17 protein-coding genes are annotated in these 23,484 nt (G+C 38.0%); 2 read left to right on the plus strand and 15 right to left on the minus strand.

Annotated features, from left to right (window positions below):
• Positions 1-64: 64 nt before the first annotated feature.
• The 9 genes from AB3H90_RS11320 to AB3H90_RS11360 form a co-directional block, all read right to left on the minus strand.
• Positions 65-700, minus strand: coding sequence for a DUF998 domain-containing protein (locus AB3H90_RS11320; RefSeq protein ID WP_081128857.1), 636 nt, complete (start codon positions 698-700; stop codon positions 65-67).
• A 186-nt stretch (positions 701-886) separates the two neighbouring features.
• Positions 887-2,335 carry a response regulator transcription factor gene (locus AB3H90_RS11325; RefSeq protein WP_063627613.1) on the minus strand — a complete coding sequence of 483 codons (1,449 nt, stop codon included), beginning with the start codon at positions 2,333-2,335 and terminating at the stop codon, positions 887-889.
• Positions 2,336-2,339: 4 nt separating this feature from the next.
• Positions 2,340-4,067 (minus strand): sensor histidine kinase, encoded by a 1,728-nt coding sequence (locus AB3H90_RS11330; protein WP_034700488.1) that lies wholly within the window; start codon positions 4,065-4,067, stop codon positions 2,340-2,342.
• Positions 4,060-4,674 carry a YesL family protein gene (locus AB3H90_RS11335; protein WP_010721012.1) on the minus strand — a complete coding sequence of 205 codons (615 nt, stop codon included), beginning with the start codon at positions 4,672-4,674 and terminating at the stop codon, positions 4,060-4,062. The genes AB3H90_RS11330 and AB3H90_RS11335 overlap by 8 nt, the downstream gene beginning before the upstream one ends.
• Positions 4,675-4,897: 223 nt before the next feature.
• Positions 4,898-6,352: an ABC transporter substrate-binding protein gene (locus AB3H90_RS11340; RefSeq protein WP_010721013.1), complete on the minus strand. Its 1,455-nt coding sequence runs from the start codon at positions 6,350-6,352 to the stop codon at positions 4,898-4,900.
• Between the two features lie 37 nt (positions 6,353-6,389).
• On the minus strand, positions 6,390-7,310 hold the full coding sequence (locus AB3H90_RS11345; RefSeq protein WP_010721014.1) for a carbohydrate ABC transporter permease: 921 nt from the start codon (positions 7,308-7,310) through the stop codon (positions 6,390-6,392).
• A gap of 13 nt (positions 7,311-7,323) precedes the next feature.
• Positions 7,324-8,271 carry a sugar ABC transporter permease gene (locus tag AB3H90_RS11350; RefSeq protein WP_010721015.1) on the minus strand — a complete coding sequence of 316 codons (948 nt, stop codon included), beginning with the start codon at positions 8,269-8,271 and terminating at the stop codon, positions 7,324-7,326.
• A 625-nt stretch (positions 8,272-8,896) separates the two neighbouring features.
• A complete protein-coding gene (locus AB3H90_RS11355) occupies positions 8,897-9,622 on the minus strand; it encodes a pseudouridine synthase (protein WP_010721016.1) in 726 nt (241 codons plus the stop codon).
• An 83-nt stretch (positions 9,623-9,705) separates the two neighbouring features.
• Entirely contained in the window at positions 9,706-11,352 is a 1,647-nt protein-coding gene (locus AB3H90_RS11360; RefSeq protein WP_010721017.1) for a polysaccharide biosynthesis protein, read from the minus strand.
• 241 nt (positions 11,353-11,593) lie between these two features.
• Between AB3H90_RS11360 and AB3H90_RS11365 the strand changes: the two genes are divergently transcribed.
• Both AB3H90_RS11365 and AB3H90_RS11370 read left to right on the plus strand, forming a co-directional pair.
• Positions 11,594-12,187, plus strand: coding sequence for a YitT family protein (locus tag AB3H90_RS11365; RefSeq protein ID WP_368016741.1), 594 nt, complete (start codon positions 11,594-11,596; stop codon positions 12,185-12,187).
• Positions 12,188-12,465: 278 nt separating this feature from the next.
• Positions 12,466-13,968, plus strand: coding sequence for a UDP-N-acetylmuramoyl-L-alanyl-D-glutamate--L-lysine ligase (locus AB3H90_RS11370; protein WP_088774979.1), 1,503 nt, complete (start codon positions 12,466-12,468; stop codon positions 13,966-13,968).
• 297 nt (positions 13,969-14,265) lie between these two features.
• On the opposite strand, the gene celB is transcribed toward AB3H90_RS11370, so the two are convergent.
• From celB to AB3H90_RS11400, 6 genes are all read right to left on the minus strand, one after another.
• Positions 14,266-15,609, minus strand: a complete 1,344-nt coding sequence (celB, locus tag AB3H90_RS11375; RefSeq protein ID WP_010721020.1) for a PTS cellobiose transporter subunit IIC — start codon at positions 15,607-15,609, stop codon at positions 14,266-14,268.
• Entirely contained in the window at positions 15,609-16,127 is a 519-nt protein-coding gene (locus AB3H90_RS11380; protein ID WP_368016742.1) for a hypothetical protein, read from the minus strand. Before AB3H90_RS11380 ends, celB begins: the two co-directional genes overlap by 1 nt.
• A 14-nt stretch (positions 16,128-16,141) precedes the next feature.
• Complete coding sequence (locus AB3H90_RS11385) at positions 16,142-16,468, minus strand: PTS cellobiose transporter subunit IIA (protein ID WP_010721022.1); 327 nt, start codon at positions 16,466-16,468, stop codon at positions 16,142-16,144.
• A gap of 12 nt (positions 16,469-16,480) precedes the next feature.
• Complete coding sequence (locus AB3H90_RS11390) at positions 16,481-18,460, minus strand: transcription antiterminator (RefSeq protein WP_368016743.1); 1,980 nt, start codon at positions 18,458-18,460, stop codon at positions 16,481-16,483.
• Positions 18,461-18,476: 16 nt separating this feature from the next.
• The gene (locus tag AB3H90_RS11395) at positions 18,477-18,791 is read right to left on the minus strand and encodes a PTS cellobiose transporter subunit IIB (protein WP_010736972.1); all 315 of its coding nucleotides are present in this window, start codon (positions 18,789-18,791) and stop codon (positions 18,477-18,479) included.
• 221 nt (positions 18,792-19,012) lie between these two features.
• Positions 19,013-22,702, minus strand: a complete 3,690-nt coding sequence (locus AB3H90_RS11400; protein ID WP_368016744.1) for a hypothetical protein — start codon at positions 22,700-22,702, stop codon at positions 19,013-19,015.
• Between the last annotated feature and the right edge of the window lie 782 nt (positions 22,703-23,484).

Genomic DNA, 23,484 nt, shown 5'->3' on the forward strand with positions numbered 1-23,484 from the left:
ACATTTATCCTGTGGTTTCAATCAGTTTTACTAATTTCCAGCATTTAGTTAGGGCTACAGTCCGCTATGCCCTAATGTGTAAGATACTTAACCACACAATTGGTAAATAATTAAAGAAAAAACTGATCCGTTGACAAAAACCTAACTGATTCAAAACCGGCAATTGATTTAATCCGGGAATACGTGCTGCGCCATAAATTCCTGCAAAAATCAAACTGGCAACTAGTAAAATAAAAAACGATTGAGTTAATTGCGCATCGCCCATTTTGCGATACAATAAGAAAACAAATAAAGGGAACAAAATAAATCCACCATACCCAATCCCTGAACCAAGATTGTGGATCCAAGTCGAAAAATTCCAAGAAGTTTCGTTCGTGTCCACACTAAATAACCCGGTAAAAATACAATCTGTAACACCATATAGACCGATGGCAGCTGTCACTAATAGAGCAAGTGGTTTTGAAGTAGTAACAAAAGCTTGATATAACGCTGGCATTGCCAAAACATACAAGCAGCCAGATATGACCGACCAAATCAAAAATGCTTTTCGTACGGGACTACCAACATCCCCAAAAAGACTGATCACAGCAGTCATTTGATTAAGTTTGGGATAAAAAATCCCTAAAACATACGGCGTCAGAAAATCACTTACTACTCCTGACAATAAAAAATAAAATCCATATTTACGTAAAAAATCCATCCTGCATCCTCTTTTCACCAACCAGAAAAAAGAAAGTTTCATGCTCGCTTTCTTTCAAAATTCTAGACATCATCTAGAAAAATTGTACCGAATTATACTAATTTAAACAAGCTTCAAGACATGCGGCACCTTGGATTTACTTGATGAGGGTAATGAGCACTTTCCTCTGAACCACAGTAGCTGATTTTATACGATCATTCCATTCTTTTCACGATATTCTTTTGGTGACTTGCCGACGATTTTTTTGAACAACTTTGAAAAATAGGTGGTGTTGTTGTAGCCGATCTCACTAGAAATTTCATTGATATTTTGATTGCTATGCAGCAGCAACCATTTCGCTTGTTCCATTCTGAGATGATTTAAATAAGTTGAAAAACTTTTTTTCGTTTCTTTTTTGAATAATTGCCCCAAATACATCACATTCAAATGCAGGCTTTCTGAAACTTCTTTCAGGGTTAAAGGTTCTCGGTAGTGTTCGTGTAAGATCGTCATCACTCGTTCGACATTCTCGCTATATCGGACTTGTTTTTGCTGTTCCTTGATCAAAGATAGTAAGAGTTGATGCAGTTCTTGGACTGTTTTTGCTTGATTGATCTGTTGAATCCCTTTTAAATATTCATCGTCTTCTAGCCGAATCAATTCCCGGTGGATATCCATAAACAACAAAAAACTAAAATGACGGATATCCTCCGGTGTCATCACAGCAGTTTGGAATTGGTCAAAAAATTGAGTAATCATTTGTTGGGCACTAGCCAATTGCCCGCTTTTCAACACACGATTAAACGAAGAAAAATCAATTGCCTGTTCTTTTGCTGCTTCTTGTTCGGCAAAAAAGATATGTTGGTCTTTTTCACCGTAGAATTGATGCAGTTGTAAATTATCTTTGGCATGTTGATAACTCTCAGGGATCTTATCAGGATCTGCTGTTTCATCTCCAATACTGATCAACCAGTTTTCTTCCATACTCTTCTCTTGAATGAAGCGGCAAAATGCAGAAACTGACGCTTCTTCCAGCAACAAAGTAAAGCGTTCCATGTCTCCAAAGTTTCGTTGATAATAAAAAAGTTCTTGGTGGTTTTTCAGCCACTGATTCACTGATTTCCCGACGGATCTAGACACTTGAGCGAGTAAAACTCTTCGTTGTTTCCCTCCGATTTTGTCTAAAATCTCTTCTTCACTCACTTCATCTAATTCTTCATTGAGCCACTGACTAAAAAGGACTTCTTGATAGATTTCTTGCTGGTTTTTCTGTTCAATTTGATGATCTAATTGCTGCTTCACTTTGGTTAAACTAGCAATCAGTTCGGTTTTATTAACTGGCTTCATCAAGTAATTGATGGCCCCTAATTGCATCCCACTTTTTAAATAATCAAATTCCTGATAACCAGAAAGAATCATAAATTCAAACGCATGATGTTCCTTTTGAGCCGCCTCGATAAATTCTAAACCATTCATTTCGGGCATCGTGACATCTGTTATAACTAAATCAATGGATTGATTTTCTAAAACAGACAATCCTTGCATCGCGTTTTCTGCCGTTGCGACTACCTGAAATCCCAAACTTGCCCAATCAACAATTTTTTGCAACCCTGCCAAGATCATATATTCATCGTCGACTAATAACACTCGGTACATGTTCCTACCCCTTTTCTTTAAATGTAATAGTGACAGACAATCCTCCTTCTTGATTGGTACTTAGCTTCATCTGATAACTATGTCCAAAACTAGCACGCAAACGTTCATTCACATTTTGCAATCCAATCGATTGGTACAATTCGACTTTAGGATGCGCCAATCTTGATTCGATCTCTGCCAAGCGCTCCGGTGTGATCCCTTTGCCGTTATCCTTCACAATAATCTGGACTCGCTGCCCTTCACGAAACACTTTCACGCTTAAGGCATTATCAAAACGTGTAAAATCGACCCCATGTTTAAAATAATTTTCGATCAATGGTTGAATCACAAACTTCGGTACTTCGATACTTGCTAATGATGGATCAATGGAAAAATGATAGGCGATCCGGTTGGGGTAACGCATCTGATATAAATAGACATATTTTTCGCAAAAGTCCAGTTCTTCCTTTAAACTGATCGTCTTTTCTTGATTAGTATTGTTTCGCAACAAGGCCGAAAAAGCATACACCACATCTGCCAATTCTTCGCTGCCTTCACTTAACGCATACATCCGAATATACTCTAACGTGTTATAGAGAAAATGAGGGTTGATTTGTGCTTGTAATGCACGCATGTGGGCATCTTGCTGTTTGATTTCCAATTTATAGATATCTTCAACATATTGGTTGATGCTATCCAACATCTCATTGATCCCTATAGAAAGGTCTTTTAATTCATATTCCGTTTGGGTCGTATCGATCCGCGTCTCCAAATTCCCTTTAGCCGTTTCATTCATTGCATCCATCACGAGATCTACTTGTTGCGAATAGCGCTTGAAGGTTTGGTATAAAAAGAATAACAGACTGACATCTAATAGAAATACACCGAAAATCAATGGTGCTAAATCTTGGATAACCGCTCGTCTAACCATCGAACGATCTAAAGTAGCCAATATCCGGTAATCATCGGGTAATTGTTGGTACTGGATGAAATTATTTTTTTCAAGGTTTATCAGTGGCAAAGTGGAATTTTCTTGAAGGCTGGTTGTAATCAATTGTTCTTGGGTTGCTAGTTTATCCTTTGTCATTCCTTGATCATGGAATGTGTATAAACGGTTGGTGGTACCAGAGATCATATACAATGATAAGCCGCTAAAGGTATTCAAACTCTTTAATGCCGCATCCAATTCCGCTTTTTCAAAACCGACGAACATGCTCCCGACTTCGCTTCCACCTTGCGTGATCGACATTTTGATATAAAACGCATCTGTCAATTTAGGCGTACCACTTTTAATCACCCCACCTTTATTTGCTCTAGAAGATTCCAGATACTCAGGCAATTGACTGAAAACAACATAGACGGAGCTGACTTCCTCATAGCTGACATAAATATCTCTCATTAGATAAGGAAAAGAGACAAAATCGGTCGTTTTTTGTTGTTGATCATAAGCGTACATCAAATATTCATTGATCGGTTTTGTCAGATAAGTAGTCGCATTCTCGATTTTATCAGAGTTCCCCAACAATTGGTCTTTAATGATTTTACTTAGTGTCGTTTTATCGTTCAGTGTACGACTGGTACTTTGTAACGCCTCACTTGTCGTTCGCTTGGCTTGCTCTTGCGTTTGTACCCACGTATGAACACTGATGATAGCAGTCGCCACCGTTGTTAATAAAATCAGGACGAGCGCATATTTTCGGAAAAGACGATTCAGAAGTGTTCCTTGTGAAAATAAAATACGCCATTTATTCATAGCTTTCTAACTGCATATCCAGTTTTTCCCGCCATTGTTTGGTTACCAGCCCATTCCAAACAGTCAATAAGCCAATCACACCAAAGAGAATCAGTCCTTTATAATTCCAAGTTAGCCAAAAAATAATGCCTCCGCCAATCAACAATTTCAAAAAGGTCGAAAAACTGGAAAAGCCTGAAACAAAACTTAACTTAAGTAGGTTAGGAATCGAAATTTCGTATTCACTATCTAAAATCAAGCTATACTGATAAGTGGAGTAAATATAAAGTAAACTAAAAATCAGGATAAAATCAGTAATCAAAAAAAGGATTCCTTGAATTTGAACAGATAAGTATAAATTATAGCCAAGCAAAAATGTCCCCGCTAAAAATAAACCAAACAACACATTTCCACGGACAAATGTTTGTTTAAATGTTTCCCACCCTCGCTTAAACGTAATCTCTTTATATTCAAAACCATAAAGATAAAACAATTCGTTGACTGTTTTATAAGCAGGTCCAATCCCTAATACGATGGCTCCCATCAGTGTATAGATCCAAAAATAAAAAGTTAATTTCATGACCACCCACACTCTGATAAATAATGTTTCTAGTGCTTTACCTAACATGCGATTCCCTCCATAAAAAACATTGTATTCCCTTTCATTATACAAGAGTAGTAAAAAAGTAAAAGAACCAGTTTGATAAAAAGCCTAATGAACTTTTAGCTACTTGGTTGCTTTTCTTTCATTTCTTCGGACACTAATCAAAAAGCAGAACTCTCCAAAAATTCGACATGCAAATTTCGGAAAAAGTTCTGCTTCTTTCTAGAAACTGATTCAGTTTCTTGAATTATTTACTTTCCTTACGAAATGCATCATATTGTTTTTGCATTTCTGTTAATACTTTGTCATAACCTGCTCTGTTCAAAGCATCTTTTAGTTTTGGTAATGTTTCATCAGGATCAACTGTCCCAGTATTTAATCCATCTAGGTATTGATTCATGACATTTGAGATATTACTTAGTTCTGTTTTTACGCTATCTGTATTGAAACTAAAGCCTAAGATTGGAGAAGTTTTTGCTTCTTCAATTGATTTATCTCTTTCAGCGATCATTTCATCTGTGATCGTATCTTGTGTGTATAAGATTTCATTGTTACCGGTATTCCAAGCAGACATATGCATGTTTGGTTGGTACCCATCTAATAATTTGATCTTGTCATCGCCATCTTTTTTCCATGCTTCGCCTTCGATACCCCAAACTAAACCATTCAATAATTCTGGATCGCTATTTAATAAACCTAAAAATTCAACTGATTTTTCTTTGTTTTTAGAGGTATTTGATACGACAAAGTTGGCCATTTGTGCTTGTCCAGTTGACTTCAATGGAACAGTGATTGCTTTTGAAACCAATTCTTGTTTCGCTGCATTAGTCAAGATCGTATCGCCATAATCGTATGGTCCTTGCGTTTCGCCACGCATTAACCAAGTATTTCCTTCAAGTGGGTAATCTTTATTACTAGTAGCAGCATCGCTAGGAATCAATCCTTGTTTATACCAGCTGTGCATCGTACGTAATAATTCGATAAACGTTTTGTTGTCGTATTGATTGATGATCTTAGTGTCATCGCCGTTCAAATCAACTGCAAATGGTAATGTATTCCCTAATGGATAATCGAAATCTCCTTGGACTTTAAATCCTTGTCCAATCGCAAAAGCAGCTGTATTTGGGTCTTTTTTATGGAATTCTTGTAACACTTTTTCCGCATCTTGATAAGATTCGATCCCATCAATCGATAAATTGTATTTGTCTAATAACGGCTTGTTGAAAGTCAACACTTGTTGGGCAAACACATTGCCATTTACTGGAAAGGCATACAATTTTCCGTTAACTAAATTTCCTTTGATATACGCTTCATCTAAAGAATCATACGCTTCTTTCGCATATTTTGGTGCTAATTCTGTCAAATCAGTAAATGCACCCTTTTGCGCATTTGATACATAGTTGTTGGCAAAGGCAATATCGTAGTTTTCACCAGAAGAGATAATGACATTCATTTTCTTCTCGTAATCGCCCCAACCGATGTAGTTGATGTTGACTTTAACTCCGATTTTATCTTCGATCCGTTTATTTGCAATGTCCATCAACTGATCGAAATTCTCTGGTTTATCACCGATTTGATACATTTGAAGGGTTGTTGAATCACTTGCTTCAGCTTTTTCTTTTGTCCCCGATCCGCAGGCTGCCAATGTTCCAACCATCATTGCAGAAACGCCAGTAAAGGCTAATTTCTTCCATAACTTCATTTTTCTTCCTCCTAAATTGTTTTATATTTTTATTGCATTACTCTTTTACTCCACCAATCGTTAATCCTTTAACAAAATGTTTCTGGAAGAATGGATAGCTGATCGCAATCGGTAAAGTAGAAATCACGACGATCGCCATTCGAGCTGATTCTCCCGGAACAGAAGCAAGTCCGCCTGTCAATTGACTGCCCGCTCCTGAATTTTGTGTCAAATATTGAATATTGCTTTGGATCTTCATCAATAAATATTGCAAAGGAACCAGTTTATCATCTTGAATATAAAGCAACGCATTAAACCAATCATTCCAATACCCTAAGGCAGCAAACAAACTGATCGTTGCAATCCCTGGAATTGCTAGTGGTAAAACAATTTGCACAAAGATTCGCAGCTCACTAGCTCCATCAATTCTTGCAGATTCAATGATCGAATCTGAAACCGAGCGTTTGAAGAACGTTCGCATCACGATGATATTGAACGGACTGACTGCCATTGGCAAAATCAATGCCCAGATCGTATCTTTTAACTGCAAGAGATTTGTCATTACTAAATAGTTCGCAACCATCCCTGGTGAGAACAACATCGTGATCAAACAAAATACGGTAAAGAAGCGTCGAAATGGGAAGTTTGATCGTGAAATCGCATAAGCGTATAAAGAAGTCGCCGTACTATTGATCAAAGTCCCTAGAACAGTGACAAGGATCGTCACAAATAAAGCTTGGAAAATCTTGTCTTGCATTTGACCGAATAAGTAAGTATACCCAAATGTACTAAATTCTTTTGGCCAAAAACTGTAGCCATATTGTGTCAAAGCGGATTCTTTCGTAAAAGAAATCGCAATCACGAATAGAAACGGTAAGATGCAAGAAAGAGCAAACAATGCGATCAACAAGTTAGAGAAAAAATTGGTTGTTTTGTTAAATGAACGAATCTGTACTCGTTCGACTTTCTTTTTTTTCATTTCTTTCTCCTCCCTAGAACAATGCTGATTCGCTGTCGAAACGACGAGCAATCGTATTTGTGATCATCAATAGAACAAACCCGACAACGGATTGATACAATCCCGCTGCAGCTGTCATTCCAAAGTCACCAGTAGAGGTCAAGCCATTATAAATGTAAGTATCCAATACTTGTGTGACATCATAAAGTGCCCCGGAATTTCTCGGGATATTGTAGAATAAACCAAAGTCTGCTCGGAAAATATTCCCGACAGCTAGAATCGTTAAGATCGTCATCAACGGAATCAATTGTGGAATCGTCACATGTTTGATTTGTTGCCATTTGCTGGCACCATCCACCATCGCTGCTTCATAATAAGTAGGATCGATCCCCATAACAGAAGCAAAATAAATGATACTGTTATAGCCAATCCCTTTCCACGTACCGATAAAGACAAGAATAAACGGCCAATACTTCGGTTCGTTATACCAGTTGATCGCTTCTCCACCATGCCCAGTGATCCACTGATTAAAGATTCCTTTGTCAGGACTCAAGAAGGCATAAACAAAATACCCAATGATGACCCATGATAGAAAGTAAGGAAGTAACGACATTGTTTGGTAAACTTTTACCAGTCGTTTATTCCGTAATTCACTCATAATGATGGCAAAAACAACGGAAATCAATAAATTCAAAAGAATAAAAGTAACATTATATAAAATGGTGTTTTTAGTGATCAAGAAAGCTTGATCAGAAGTAAATAAGAAGCGGAAATTTTCCCAACCAACCCAAGGGCTTTCTCTTAAACTAGCTAAAAACCCGTCAGCAGAAATATGGAAGTTTTTAAATGCTACTACGTTTGCTAATACTGGGATATAAAAGAAAAAAATCATCCATAGCATCCCCGGCACAGCCATCAGTACTAAAGCTTTGTAGCGCCATAGATTAGCAAAAAAATGATTTAACCCCTTTCTTTTTTTCATCGTAAAACTCCTTTCGTGTCATTCACAACCCAATTATAGCGCTTACAACAAAAGGAATAAATAAACAAATTATAGATAAAATGATACAAAATATAGATAACAAAATTAGGCAGAGGTTCAATTTTAGCGATCAATTTTTTCAAAAAATCGTTGGCTAATGGCAGTAATTTCTAAATAAACACGAATGAAATGAGCCTAAAAAAGGGTGTTAGGTATAGATAAAGAAGTCGAACATGCAGAAAAATCAGCCGCTCATTAGAATGAAAATCACTGATATTCTAGTAGGTACTTAAGTTGCTACTGTACAAGTTATATTCGTTTTGAGATAGACAATACTCACGATTAGTTGAACAGGAGTTTTAAACAGACGATCAATCCTATACTGCTTCTATTCACTCTTTTGTTAACAGCAACTATATTGCTTTATATAAACTAAAGCGATGTGGCTGTAATAAGAAAAGACACCCTGAACTCCTTTAGAATGAATTGGGCGAACCAATTCATCGAAGGATTCAAGATGTCTTTTACTTAGCTTATCAAAGATACCCTAACTATCATTTTATCATTTGACAATGAGCCTAAAAACAGGCTAGCTGGCTTTTGTTTCTTCTTGTATTTTGTTTGATTACATTTCCTTTCCCTCTAACTGCTTGACTTCTTCAGCTGTCATTGGTCGATACTCGCCGAGTGCTAAGTCTTCTGGGAGCAGGAAGTTCCCCATTCGGATTCTTTTAAGATAAGTGACTTCTTTTCCTACGGCTTTGACCATCCGTTTGACTTGATGGAATTTTCCTTCATGCAGGATCAAGCGAATCACCGATGTTTCATCTTCCGAATTGACTGAAACAATCGATAACTGAGCAGGTCTGGTTTCTTCGCCACCATCAATCGTCAATCCTTGACTAAATGCCTGTACATCGGCTTCGGTCATGATACCGTTAACTTCAGCGAAGTACTCTTTTTCGACGTGTTTCTTTGGGGATAGTAAACGGTGCGCCAAGCCGCCATCATTTGTCACAACCAATAACCCTTCTGTATCTTTATCTAAACGCCCGACTGGAAAAAGGTCTTCTCGATAAGAAGTATCGTCGAATAGATCAAGCACTGTTTGATCGTAGTTGTCTTGAGTGGCTGAAATTACTCCAGCTGGTTTATTGAGGATATAATAAAAATCTTTTTGGTAAATGAACTGTTCGCCTTCATAAGTCACTTGATCCTTCCATTCATCTACTTGGAATTTGTCACTTTTAATGGTTTGATCGTTCACTTTGATGTGCCCTTTTTTGATCAGTGCCTTGACTTCTTTGCGACTGCCTAATCCGACATCCGCTAAAAATTTGTCTAATCGCATGCTTTTCCTCCATTTGATTGAAAAAAGAAGTTAAGGGATAATAGGGAACATTATTCCTAACTTCTTTTTTCAAATTTTATTTACTACTTGATCCTTAATCGATGGCGTAATCGAACCATACTTGGCCCTAAAAGACGTTCTGCTAATCGAATTTTTAACGCTAAGTATGCGTACACCGTACCGCCAACACCAGCTACAAATAAAATCAAGAACAATGACTGAATTTTACTATCTTGATTGAGGAATAAACCGAAAACAGACTTCGTGACCCCAGCTGCTATCAGCATGATCAGTGTCAAAATAAAAATCAATAGTGTTCTCCGCCAAACAAAACTTGGTTTGAAACGTGCCACTTGACGCATCTTTTTTAAAATCAGCGTGCAAGAAACAGCAAAACCGATCATCGTCGCAAATAGTGGACCATAGACTTCAAACAGACGGATCGCTGGGTATTGCAAGATCACCTTCACGACAAAACCGATTGCAAGATAACGGATCGCTGCGGCATTTTCAAACATCCCTTGAAGCATATTGGAAACTAACATATATAGACCTAGGAACAGTCCCACAAAACTGGCTTGGATCAACACGTGACTTCCTAGTTTATCAGGTGCATAAAACAACGTATTTAAAGGATAGGCTAGCAAGATCACGCCAAAGGTAGCAGGAAACATAAAGAACGAAAACAATTGTAAATTGCCACTTGTCAGTTTCGCTAAACCACGATGATCTTTGATCGTCACCGCTTCGGTGATCAACGGCAATCCAGTAGAAGCGATGGAAGTAGCAAGCGCAATCACGACCATCGTCAATTTATCTGGGTTTGCACTGAAAATTGAAAAGAGATCCAATAACTGATCTTTGGAATATTCAGTCGTTGCTGACATGATTTTAATAAAGGTGAACTGATCCACCAATTTAAAGATCGTCACTCCTGACCCAACAATAATAAACGGAATCGCTTCTTTGATCGTATCTAGTAACAATTCTTTTGTCGCTACGTTGACTTGGTTATGACTATACTGGACACGTGCCGCTGAATACGCCTGTTGTTTTTTCAAAAAATACAACAAAACCAAAATACTTGCTAACATTCCGATAAATGCAGCAAAAGTCGACTGAGTAACTGCTGTGACATAATCGCCTTTCATGACTTTCATAATAATAAAGGTCGCAAGCAACATGTAAAAGATCCGTGCGACTTGTTCCACGATTTGGGAAAGTGCATACGGCATCATTTCTTGGTTTCCTTGGAAATACCCTCGTATAACACTCATACAAGGAAAAACAAGTACCGCGATACTGAGTGATCGCATCGTTGGAATCAATTCTGCTCCGCCACCAGAAGCATGTGCGAGCCAAGGCGAAGCCACATACATAAATAATGAAAATAAGAGTCCTAGTACACCCATCATCTGTAAGGCTCGAATAAATAAACGCCGAGAAGTCCCATATTCATTTAATGAATTGTAGCGAGCGGTTTGCTTGGCGATCGCCGCCGGAATCCCAGCTGTCGAAATCAGTAGGAACAAAGCATAAATATTGTAGCCCATATTGAATAATCCATTAGCAGCTTTCGCATTCTCCCCCATCCATGCGTACCAAGGGATAATGTAGATAGCCCCGAGTAACCGGGATATGATATTACTAGCTGTCATCCAAGCAGAGCCACGAGCCATTTTTTCTTGAGGTGTTAAATTTTCCATTGCTGGTTTTCGTTGATTAGTCATCGATCAGATTCCAACTTTCTTCAAAACATTACTAACAGTTTAATAGTAAAAAGGAAAACTGGCAATCTTTTTTGTGTGATTTTTCTGTAAATTCAACATTTTTAAGATAACGTTTTCTTTCTAGCTATCATAAAGTTTCTCCTCAATAATGTTCGTTATTATTTAACATTTATAATTACTAACGAGTTGTTTTTTTCTTATGCTATACTAGTTCTATAATTAGCGAACGGAGGATGCGCTTATGCTGAAAGAATTGAAAAAAACACCGATCATTTTACTAGGTGTCGTTTTTATTGCCATTGGTTTGAATTGGTTTTTACTGCCACATGACATTGCTTCAGCAGGAGTCGGAGCGATCGGACATTTAGTTGAGACCGCCCTTTTGATTCCACGATCCATCACGGTTTGGTCAGTGAATGTCATCATGCTGCTATTAGCTATACTCTTATTAGGAAAAATGATCTTCATTAAAGCAGTATTTGGTAGTTTGCTCTTTCCACTTGTGTTAGATGTGATTCCTAAAACACCGATTTTTTATTCTCATCTTCTTTCGTTGATCATGGGAAGTCTACTTTTTAGTACGGGTGTCTATACGCTTTATACAGTTGGTGCATCAAACGGTGGCGTGACAATCCCTCCAATCATCCTCCAAAAGTTCTTCCGTATCCCGGTTTCTAAAGGATTACTCTTAACGAATCTAATCATTGTTTGGTTGAATTATCTTGTGTTTGGATTGAGGGAAACCCTCTATGTCTTATTTTCTATCGTTTTAAGTTCACTATTCTTAAAGCTATTGGGACGGATCTATCCGATCACAAATGATCTAGAGGCGTGATGCTCTCACTGTTGATTCAAGAATTACGTGCAAAAAAATCAAGAACTGTTCTGTTGGAACAATGTGTTATGGATTCGTTTCGGATAGGTCAGTAATGCTAGGCAAGTAACAAGCAATTTTTATATAAAAAAGAGAAAAAGCTCAACACGTTCGGTCGTTTTGAGTTTTTTTCTCTTTCCTATTCTCTTTTTAGATAGCTGATTCCCTTTTTAGCAACTCTTTTGAAGTATGCTATAATAAATCAGAACCCAATGAATAATAAAGTGAGGGATGATTCAATGAGCTTCTCTTTAGAAGATATCCGTAAATTATTGATCAAAGAAAATTTATTAAAAGAATTTGTTTCTGTTCAAGGTTGGCATTTAGATGCTCCTGAGCAATTTGTATTCAAAAAGTTAAGTTATGACTCACGCCAAGTAGATCATGAGACGCTGTTTTTTTGTAAAGGTCTGAATTTCAAAGAAGAGTATTTAACAAGTGCGATCTCGAATGGTTTGAGCTACTACGTTGCTGAACAGCCTTACGAAAATACAGCAACTGGTATCATCGTGACTGATATTCGCAAAGCGATGGCGATCCTTTCCATGGCTTTTTATCAGTATCCCCAAAATCAATTGCAAGTGATCGGCTACACTGGAACTAAGGGAAAAACAACAGCAGCCTATTTTACCAAAGCCATTTTAGATCATGCGACAAACAATAAAACAGCGTTGCTTTCAACGATGAACACGACTTTAGATGGACAAACTTTTTTTAAATCCCATTTAACAACGCCTGAATCATTAGACTTGTATCGCATGATGGCGGAAGCGGTAAAAAATGGCATGACACATTTAGTGATGGAAGTTTCTTCACAGGCTTACAAAACACAACGGGTATATGGTTTAACGCTAGATGTAGGAATCTTCCTGAACATCTCTCCTGATCATATCAGCCCAATTGAACATCCAACCTTTGATGATTATTTCTATTGCAAACGTCAATTGATTTTAAATTCTAAAACTGTGATTTTAGATCATGAAAGTGACCATTTCGATCTTTTACAGGAAACGGCTGAGTTAGCAAACGTCCCTTACATCACTTATGGACGTTCTGCCGAATCTGATTATGAAGTAAAAAGTTTAACTTCAGGGAACCATGCCTTTCACTTGATCAAACACAACGGAAAACTTGATATCGAAGCAGACTATGAGATCCAATTAGCCGGTGATTTCAACCAAGAAAATGCAGCAAGTGCTATCATTGCGGCTGCGTTGACTGGCGCCTCCATTGAGGATGCCCAAAAAGGACTCAAAGCAGCACGTGTGCCTGGACGGATGGATCAGTTGATCCAAAAAAATGGCAGTCATGTTTATGTCGATTATGCACATAATTATCTCAGTTTAAAAACATTATTAGAATTTGCCAAAAAAGAACATCCGAAGGGTCGGGTCATCGTTGTTCTAGGTAGCCCCGGCAACAAAGCAGTTTCTCGCCGTCAGGATTTCGGAAAAGTATTATCAGAAACAGCTGACGTCGTCTTTTTAACAGCGGATGATCCAGCGTTTGAAGATCCGCAAAAAATCGCTGAAGAAATCAATGCAGCTATCACTAATGCTGAGCTTGAGGTTCATTATGAAATGGATCGTCCAGAAGCGATCAGACAAGCATTAGCGATCAGCAATCCCGAAGATTCCGTTGTAGTCGCTGGAAAAGGAGTCGATCCTTATCAAAAAATCAATGGGATAGATGTTCCTTATAAAGGCGATTATGAAGTCGTCAAAGAATTGATTGAAGACTGAATATTTCAATGAATACCACTTGTTTACAATAAAAAATACGAGATGCGAAACGTATTGAAGCGAGGTTGAGACAAAAGTGTTCAGCATCAAGAAATAAGAAGGAATTTCCGAAAATTGCTTCTCAAATTTTTGGTAAATTTCGGCTTATTTCCGAAGATGCTACTTTTGTATCACCGTTTATTCGTTTTTAGAGATACTAGAAGAGACTGAGATAACTTTTGTCTCAGTCCCGCTTCATATTTATCGTAGTTTTCTATCTTTGTTTTTATTGAGTTAATTGAAGCAAATCACATGGCTTTATTCCGCAGCTAATTCGGCTGCTTTTTCTCTTTCTTCAGTCAATAGTTTATTGTCATAGTATTTGATGAATGGTAACCAAATGAAGAACGCTAAAATTGCACATAATACTGCTAAAACAGCCGCCTTCCAGTCTCCCCCACTACCGACAAATGCGCCCACACCAACTGGCGAAGGCCAAGGCATTTGTGCCAGCATTGGCTTAACGATCTCGAAGCGAATGGCAAAATAAGCTAGTGAAGCCGATGCCATCGGTGCTAGGAAAAATGGAACAGCCAGATACGGATTATAAACAATTGGCATCCCAAAAATAATTGGCTCATTGATATTAAAGATACCTGGAACTAGTGAAGCTTTCCCTAGTACTTTTAATTGATCGGATTTAGCCAAAAAGGCAATGAAGAAGATCAATCCTAATGTGGCCCCTGATCCTCCTACTGTTACATAGGAATTATTAAATTCGCCAGCAAGCGGGAAATTCGCTCCCTGTGCATTTGCTGCCATGTTCGCTAATACGATTGGGGTCAAGAAAGAAGTAATGATATTGGCACCGTGGATACCCACGATCCATAGTGCATGGATCAAGAAATAGATCACCATGATCCCTAACCATGTGTTCGTTAATTGAGTAACAAACCCGAATGGGATCGCAATCATTTTGAAGATATCTGTTCCTAATACAACCAATAGACCATTAACAAGCATCACAACGAACCCAATCACAAATGTAGGGATCAAAGCTGTAAAGGAACGAGAAACACCTGGAGGTACTACATCAGGCATCTTGATGACCCAATTCCGTTTGACACAGATGCAATATAATTCAACAGCTATATATGACATGATGATTGCTGTAAAGATACCGGAAGTGCCTAGCCGCTCGACAAATGAGCCCATCCGAATCCCGTTCACGACAGTTTCCGTATCTGAGATACTAGCGATCAAACTTACTTTCCCATCGGATAACACTAATTCCGGAATACACATGAAGAAAGCAAATACCGCAAGCAGCGAACCAGTTAAAGGATTGACATTCAACCCTTGTTCATCTCGTTCGATTGAAGTCAGTTCATAAGCAAAAACAATAGCAAAATAAATGGATAAAATCCCCATGGTCATCGTGTTGATGATCATGTACAAATCACTGACTTTAAAAAATGTAGCGTTGAAAAACCCTTCAAGAAATGGAAATGGTAAAGGTAAGATATTCAAAACCAAAAACATCGACCCGACAATCGTAAATGGAATCGAAGCCATCCCTGCTGCCATTACCGCCCGAACGATTTTCATTTGTGCAATTTTTCCCATCGGTCCCATCAAATACTTTTCCAAAAATTTAAACATTAGTTACTCCCCTTCCCTAATTGTGAACTCTTTTCATATTGTTTAACACGTTGATATTGACGGTCTTGATTACGTTCAATTTTTTCTAAGCGGAACCAGCAAAAGCCACAAATAAAGATACCGCTTACAAATAATGCGAGTAAAAATAGCTTGGTGCTATGATCATTAGCCATAAATGGAAAAAATGAGCGATACCATGGGGTAAGTAGTAAGCCACTGATTCCTACGTTCATCATTCCTTGAATCTTAAAATAATTGCTCGTCCAAGATGCTCGGTTCGTGTGCGTACGATAAAGTATGACTTGTTCACCGATAGCAGGAACGATCAAACCCAGCAAGCTAAGCGGCAGTAGCCAGGCACTGCTTCTTGCGATTAATAGTAGTACTAGCCAATTAAGATTGATGAAAAAGAAAAAGGCTGTCAAATAACGAATCACAAGATAACGATTGAAGTACATGATTTTCAAACTAAATTGTTTCTTTTCTAAAGCTAATTGTTGCTTCTTAGTTTCATCCACCTTAATCTCCTCTTTCAAGCTTTTTGTTGATACAAATAACTCATTTCATTTGCGACTTCTAAAAGGGTCATTGTTGTCATTAAATGATCTTGGGCATGGACCATGATGATCTCCATCTCGATTTTTTGCCCACTTGCATATTCTTTTAGCAAGTTTGTCTGGGCTTTATGCGCTTCTAAAATAGCTTCATTTGCTTTATCTAATTGTTGACTCGCTTCCGCTTTTTCTCCTTGCCGTAGAAGTTTGAAGGCTTCATGAATCAATGTTCGGGCATTTCCACTATGCAAAATAATATCAAAAGCGATGACTTGTAATTCTTCACTCGTCATATTTCCAGTCACACGTATTCCTCCTTATTCAATCACCTCGTCAAAATGATTGCTAAAATTTTCAAACGTTGGTTCAATTAAAATTTGTTGTTGCAAATCTGTGCGATCAATTAATTGCACAATTGCTTTTGTCACTATAGTAATTTCTTCGTTTTCAATAAAAGATGGTGACACGAGAAAAACAAATTTGATCTGTTGGTAATCATCCCAAAACATCCCCTCCGGAATCACTGCGACTGCAATTTTTGTCGTGACCCCTACTGGAATAGCTGGATGTGGGACTGCAACGGTTTCACTGAAGACAATCTGTCCCATTTTCTCTCGCTTGCTGATTTGTGCCATCATTTCAAGGGTATAATCTTTTACTTCGTCTTTTTCTAAAAGCGAGAGTAGGTCTAAAATCACCGTCTCTTTAGTTGGTCTTTCAGAATAGACTTTGTACCATCTTTCAGAAAGCTGGCCATGATAATCCTGTCTTTTTTTCGGAGAATCTGTGCAAATAGTTTTTATTCTTTTTGACGGACAAGGTTGTAAGTCCGCAATCGTCTGTCGAATTTTTTGGCTATCTAGTGGATTCAAAAAGACACTCACATGTAATACGGGGATCTTAAAAATCATCGTTGATAAATCGATTGATGAAATAATCATATCTACGCCCATCAAAGTCATTTCATTGATCTCGTAATAACCTTTGACATTGGTCACTAAGAGCATTTCGCCAAACTCAGCAAGCACACGATTCTTCAACAATTGCGCACTTCCATAACCAGTTGCACAAATGATCAATACCCGTATTTTTTTCGCTGTTCTGACTTTTTCTAAAGCTGCCATGATGTGTAAGGTAAGATACGCCCATTCATCTTCATTGATCGTGAATTGTCGTAACATAGGCATTTGACTAAATATTCTTTTCGTCTGTTCAAAGGCGACCATATTTTCTTTTTTTATATCCTCAGTCAACGGATTCTCTAAAGTAATCCCTTGCCGTAGACGAACCACCATTGGCGTCAAATGATTAAGCAGACCATTTTTTAATTGTTGATCCTCAATCAGTGAATCGCCAAAAAAGTCGGCAAGCTGCTCAATCACTCTTGCTAATTCCTCGTAAAGCAGCTCATCATTTATTTTTTCGATGGGATTAGACTTAGCAACCAAATGCAATGTCAGATAATGAATTTCCGCTTCTGGAAAAGGTACTTTTGTCACACGATTCATTCGTTGAACGATCTTTTTTGCTACCTGATATTCACGGCGATCCACTAACTCTTCACTAAAATCTAAAGCTTCAATGGGGAATCCTTCATTGATTCGCTTGATCGTCAATGCTAGGTGTAATGCTAGATTTTGCATGATAAAATCAGAAACTTTTAAATTTGCTTCTCGGATCTCATCTAAAATAATGATTAAAACCTCTTCAAAATTGAATTCATTGAAAAAGTGACTGTTCACTAAATAATCTTTTAAAGAGTTCGCTGCTTGATCACCAAAAAACGTGTCCATAATAAAATGGCGCTTGTTTTGCTCTGATCCTTCGATCCACATTCCTTGTCGCGGTTTAGAACAAATTTTTAACGCATAGGGCTCAATTTTTGCCTTTATTTCATTTAGATCATTGGATAAACTAGAACGGCTGATAAAGAGTTCCGACTCTAATTCATCCATAAAAATGGCTTCATCTTCTAGCAATAACTTATTCAACAGATATTTTTGCCGGTCTTCAGTTTCAAAAAATTCCATTTCAGACATGCCTTGATCAGCTGCGATATTTTGATGTTTTAAAAAAAATGCAAATGCCAAAGGCTTTAAGATCGTCAACTGATATCCTTGTCCTTGTTTGGCAATGATTTTTGCCCCATTTTTTTCAATTTTCTCTTTGACATCAACCATGTATTTACGGATTGTTCGATCAGATAAAGACAATTCAGAAGCAAGCTCATGACTAGTGATATATTTTTTTTGGTAGTTGATCAATAGCCCTAACAATGCTTTTTCGATCTGTTTCATCTTTATCCACTCCTAGTTAGATATTTTCTTCAATCAATTCCGCTAATTTCTGAATACCTGTGGGAATCGGAACATACGCTTGAAAGGGGATACTAACCACAGGTTTATCAACCGTTTTTCCTAGTTTAACAAACTTATCTAAAAACATCGTGGTTTGAGGACTAATGAGAAATAAATCAAAGTCGCTTGACTTGATCATTTTATCGCCTTCTGTCGCAGATACCGCATCGACTTCGATTTCTTCCCCCTTTTGTTTGAATAGATCCGTGGTCTTAGAAGCCATCATAGAAGATGACATCCCTGCTGCACAAATAATCAATGCTTTTTTCATTTTATTTGCTCCTTCCTTTTCGTTCTATTTAAAGTATAGATTGTAAACGTTTTCTTTACAAAAGAAATACTTCCGTATCGATTAGGAAGAAAAAAACATACAAAAAAAGAAACTGAGCTAAAACTTGCCTCAGTTTCTTTTTTAGTTGGTTAAAAAATTCTTTCTGTTTGTTTTCGGAACTATCCGATGCTTTCACGACCTCTTTTGAATAGATCTATATCTCATGGTGTTTTAAAATGCAACTGCATCAAGTAACTAGGTCTGATTGAAGCATCTAAGGTTTCCGACAAGATGTTGCCACCTGCTGTTCCAAAGAAAGAGAACTCATAAGCATTCTGTTCACTTGTTAAAGTGACAAGTTCAACGGTTTCTGATAGATTTTGACCATTTGATACTAAAACTACCTCTTGTTCATGATCCGTATTTTGCAAACCTAATGTCAGTTCAGTTAATCGTTCGGTTTCTTCAAGACTAGTCATGGCATCCACATAAACGGATACCGGACGGTTGGAATTATTTTTGATCTCATAATTTGGTGAAGCGATACCAGCTAGAATATCCTCCTGTACAAAACTCATACGTGCAGGAATGGTGACATCGATGTATTGTGCGTTAGATGTAATCGTCAATATTCCGTCTAGTTCTGTTTTATTGCCAAATTCATCAATCAATTTCAGCGTAAATCGATGATCGTCTGCAGGCAACTCAGAAAATTCTAAGCCATTCTCGAAAGTTAACTCAAGTCGGATATTTTCTGGTAAGGACCAATTGTCAGTTGGATCGCCATCTAACAACTCTCGTAAATCCGGCATTTCACTTCCTTGCTCATAGACAAGTGAATCTCTTAGCTTTCCTTCTGGAGGTGTTGTATCCTCGATCAATAGATTTATAGGTGAAAAGTGTTGTTGGTTTCCTGCTTCGTCTGTTAGAACAGAGGCTACAACATACGCAGTAGCTGAAGGCACTTTCCCAGCAACTTCAAACTTTCCTCCTTGAAGATCCTCCAGCCCAATCGTAATCTTTTCTGGTAAACTCCAATTATCTTGTAAAGCCCCTTCTTTAATCACACTCATTAACTCTTCTCGGCTAAGACTGCCTGTACGTCTTGCTTCAAATGAAACACTCCGTTCAAACTCTGCTGTCGGTGCCTTCGTATCTACTACTGTATATTTAGTAGTAAGTTCTTGCGTGTGATTCGTTGTTTTGTTTTTCACAGCAACTGTTACTTCTCCAGTTGCTCCAGGTGCCCATTCTTTCGGTCCATTAGTCAGACGATACTCATAATCATCGGTATCTTTTGGTCGTTTATCAAACCATGATTCTAGAATTTCCCGAGATAATTCTTGGCTTCGTTGTGCTTCAACAACCACTTCAGACTTTATTTCAAACCGTTCACCGATGTACAACTTACCCTTAAGTTCTCTAGCATTTCCTCTTTCATCCGTCAAGGTTAACGTAAACTCGTGCGCCCCTTCAGGTAATTCTGAAAACTGCTTGCCGTCCTTGAAGCTTAACGCAAGTTTGATATTTTCTGGTAGCGACCAGTTGTCGGTGGGTTCGCCATCTAATAACTCTCGTAAATCTGGCTCTTTACTGCCTTTTTCAAAAAACAGTGACTCCTTAAGCTTGCCCTCTGGTGCTTGCGTGTCAACGACTGAAATATTTTTCATGTATCGACTCGTATTTCCTGCTTCATCTGTTAAGGTAATAAAAATATTACTGTACATACTTGGTGCCTTTCCAACAAGTTCAAACGGTTCATTTGCGGATCCGATGTTAGTCAATCCGATCGTAATCTTTTCTGGTAAACTCCAATTATCTTGCAGATCACTCTCAATCAACAGTTCTCGTAGTTCTGCTTGCGTGAGCGCACCTGTACGCCTTGCTTCAAACACGATCTCTTTTTTAAGTGTTGCGGTGGGTGCTTTAGTGTCTACGACGGAGTATTTCGTTTCATATTCTTTTGTTTCATTCGTTGCTTTATTTGTGACAGCGACTGTTGCTTGTCCGTTAGTGTCTGGTGCCCATTCTGCCGGTCCGGAGACTAGACGATAGTCATAACTGTCAGGATTGTTTGGTAATTGTTCAAACCAGCTTTTGAGAATTTCAGTTGATAGCTCTTTGGCTCTTTGTGCTTGGACAACCACTTCCGATTTGATTTTAAACGCATCACCGACGTGTAACGTACCTTTGAGCTCTTTAGGATTTCCAGCCTCATCCGTCAAGGTTAGCGTAAATTTATGCTCTCCCCTAGGTAATTCCGAGACTTGCTTGCCGCCATCAACAGCCAACGAAAGACTGATTTTTTCTGGCAAGGACCAATTGTCGGTTGGATCACCCTCTAGTAAATCTCTTAAATCTTTCAGTTCCATTCCTTGTTCAATCACGATTTTGTCTTTTAGTTTCCCATCAGGAGGCGTAGTATCAACCACTTGGATACGATAACCACTTCCCGTAGCAGCATTCCCTGCTTGGTCGGTCACACGTACCTTGACAATTTCAACACCTGGTTGAGTCCCAGCAATCTCCCAAGGAACGTTGGAACCGTTATAATCAAATAACTCAATCTGGAGATCCTCCGGTTTACTCCAGTTATCTTCTAGTTTTTCAAATATACTCCTTAGTTCTTCATCAGTGAGACTCCCTTTTCGTCTAGCCTCCAATGGTGCATCCCTGATTACTGTGTATTTTGGTGCAGTAGTATCTACAACAGTATAGTTAGTCGTAAATTCTTGCGTGTTATTCGTTGTTTTATTTTTGACAATAACTGTAGCTTTTCCAGTTGCTCCAGGTGCCCATTCTGCCGGTCCGGAAGACAGACTATAGTCATAATTCCCTGAATTCTCCGATATCGTAGAAAACCACGATTTTAGGATGCTCGTAGACAGTTCTTTTCCTCTTTGTGCTTCAACGGTCACTTCATTTTTGATCTCAAATTCAGGTTGCTCTTTCTTCACTGTAATCGTTCCCAGCAAAGCATTGACATACGAAACATCTTCGATCGGGATCGAGTCTAAAACAGAGTATTGGGAGGCTACAGCCGTCGTCCCTAGTTTCACGTCTCCGTTAAGTACTAATCGATCTTCTTTTGCACTGGTCGATGCCAGCCTAGTGATCGTGACGGTAAAAGATGCGGCATAAGAAGAAATACTAGGCTTCGTAACCGTCACTTGGTACCCATTGACACTTTGATCAGATGGAATCGTTAACGTATACGTTCCGCGGTAAGATGAATGATTCCCATAATACATCGTATCGTATGGATAATCATCCGTTGTGGTTAGATTACTTGCTATCCAAGAAATCCAACCATGATCTTTATCTTGAGTGACCTTCACATAGGTAGGCACATTCACAGTAAAGGAAGTCTTCGAACCAACGGCAGCTCCCAACATAATAGTGCGATTAATCTGTGTCGCTAACGTTTTCTCAATATAACTTTTTTTCCCATTTGCTATCAGATCAGGTCGATATTTATCTAGGTTTGGTAAATTATTCTTCCTTAACTCAGCACTTTGTCGAAGGACTGGTGGTACAGGATCTTCCCATGGAGTCACAGGTTCCGTTACTTCAGTTGGCTGTTCAGTTGATATTTCAGTTGGTACTTCTTCCGCTTCTTGTTCTTCAACGATCGGTACTTCCTCAACTACAGGTGCTTCTTCTACGATTTCCTCTGTATTTTCTTCTACTGGCGCTTCTACCTCGATTGACTCTTCTGTTGAGTCGTTTGCAGCTGTTTCAGGTGAAACAGGTTCTTGCATCACTGGTTGTTCCCCTTGATTTTGTAAATCCTGTACAAACTCCGTATCTAGTTCTGGTGGTGCTTCCTCAGCAAAAACGGTTAATGGATAAAGACAATTTTGGAACAACAACAAAGAGGTTGTTATCGTTCGCAAATGCTTGCTTTTCAAATTTTCTGTCCTCCTCTCTTACTAATACACTCACTCTTTTTCCTTGCTCAAATTCTCTAAAAGGAAAGATTAAATGAACAAAATTTTTATTATTTCTTATGAACATTCCTAGTGTGAACGTTCCTAATATTTGTAAAAGGTTACTTTTTTGCTCATGAGATGATAGTTTATTTGACTATTAACATAACAAAAATCACTATGTAAAGAAAAATTTTTCATTTTAATCTTACGTATACTCACCTCCAAAAACATATGAAACACCTACACTAAAATTATCTACGATTATCCGCTTAGAACAAAACCTTTTTTTACCGATAGAATGGTAATTTTTAACAGATTTGCGGTTGTTTCATCGGACTGTCATTTTTCTAAAATAAAAAAAACAAAATAGCGTAATACTATAGCTTGGTATTAAAAAAAAAAAGAAAACATGCCAACTAAATAAAAATAACAATGTTTTAAAAAAATGTGTCATTTGTTTACGTTCAAAAGGTATCACGATGCAAATATTATGAGACATAAGCAATTTTAATAAAACACTTTTTGTTTTTTTCACTTTTGTAACTAACAAAAAATAACTGTTCATCTTGGATAGTCATTCACAAAAAAAAAACGTCAGCAAACTTCCACTCGGTGAATGGTTCTAACTCTTCAATTAATATTTTCTTTGTTTTAGTTTCTCTTCACTTTATTTTTCTATAAAAGAGTTTGAGAGGAAGTGACCCAAGACAAATAAATAGTATTTAAGCATCTACTCGGAGCTATCCGCCTCTTTCACGATC

Source organism: Enterococcus sp. C63 (assembly GCF_040887215.1).
Lineage (GTDB): Bacteria > Bacillota > Bacilli > Lactobacillales > Enterococcaceae > Enterococcus_B > Enterococcus_B hirae.